The organism is Aequorivita viscosa (assembly GCF_900106795.1).
GTDB lineage: Bacteria > Bacteroidota > Bacteroidia > Flavobacteriales > Flavobacteriaceae > Aequorivita > Aequorivita viscosa.
The window spans coordinates 1-1,501 of record NZ_FNNS01000058.1 but is presented as its reverse complement, the minus strand read 5'-3'; the positions used below and the strand labels follow the sequence as shown (position 1 = coordinate 1,501).

General features: G+C 35.9%; 1 protein-coding gene. It reads left to right on the top strand.

The genetic code is table 11. The annotated features are described in order from the left end of the window. On the top strand, positions 1–1,287 hold a 1,287-nt coding region (locus BLW28_RS15495; protein ID WP_143036930.1), incomplete at its 5' end, for a T9SS type A sorting domain-containing protein. Positions 1,288–1,501: the final 214 nt, after the last annotated feature.

Below are 1,501 nucleotides of genomic sequence, written 5' to 3'. Positions count from 1 at the left end.
GACCAAACAAATGGTTTTGATGGTACTATAACAGGAAACTCATCAATGTTCACTGTCAATGTTCCAAATCAACAATTCGAGGCAATTAACAATACCAATATCAACACATTAAATGCTGGAGAAGCGTATTTATTATTTGTGCGTGGAGATAGAAGTATTGACTTGACGAATAACTTAGCTTCCAACAATACGGTCATTCGTGCCACAGGAAGTTTAACAGCAGGGAATTACGTTCAAAATTTCAATACAGGAGCACAAGGAGCTTTTGCGATGTTCGGAAATCCATATCAGAGTACTATTAACATAAATAGCGTATTCGCCAATTCAACAAACATAGATGTAAGTAAATATTATGTTTATGATCCGAGTTTAGGAGATTTCGGCGCGTATGTAACAGTGAGTCTTCCAGCAGGAACAAACACTTCAAACTCTGCAGCCAACCAATATTTACAGCCTGGACAAGGCGGTCAATTTGCGACATTAAACTCTGGCGCATCGAGTATAATATTTAATGAGGCTGACAAAACTCCCGGATTCCACACCACTACAAATATTGACGATAACCGATTGACGACACATAATATGTTAACCGTTCAACTTTACACAAGTGAGAATCTGAATAATGGAGGCCCAGTTCACGACAGTTTTGGAATCATATTTGATGCCGAATTCAGTAACCATATAACAGCTGATGATGCAGTTAAACCTTGGAATTTTAAAGAAAACTTAGGGATTGACAATAACAGTACTTTCTTGAGCATCGAAAAAAGGGCTATGCCTCTCGCTGCCGAGGTTTATAATTTGTTCAGTAATGGCTACACACATAACAATTATAGCTTAAAGTTTAAGATAGATGGGCTAGAAGATGTATCCTTTTACCTAGATGATAATTACACTGGATCTAGTACACTCGTTGAAAACAGTGAATTCACCTATTCCTTCTCAGTAAATACTGATGAATTGAGTACTGCAACAAATCGTTTCTCGATTCGAGTAGCTTCGCGATTAGGCTTAGAAGATAATGATGATTTTACAGGTATTCATTTATTCCCTAATCCAACAAAAGGTAACATTTTCTACATTCACTCACCGCAATTAAATGGTAAGCAAGTAGAAATAAGTATAGCTGATTTGACTGGGAGAGAAATTTATAACAAGAACTTAGACTGTACAGATAATATGATAACTATTTCTGGGAACAACAGCTGGTCACCAGGTGTCTATTTGGTAACTTTAAAACATGAGGGTGAGAAGAAAACTTATAAACTTGTGATGGAATCGTTGTAGCTGCCAATGTAAAAGACAAATGAATTTAATCTTTTAAACTTAAAAAGGGATCTCTTAATTGGTCCCTTTTTTAATCCTTAAAATTCGGAGGAAAGAATAACAGAATTGGTCAAATTATTATTATAGACACTATCCCGCTAAGTGTGTAAGTTTAAAATAACAGGGGTTAGACTTTTTAAAGTCTGACCCTTTTTTCATAGATCGTTAGGAACTG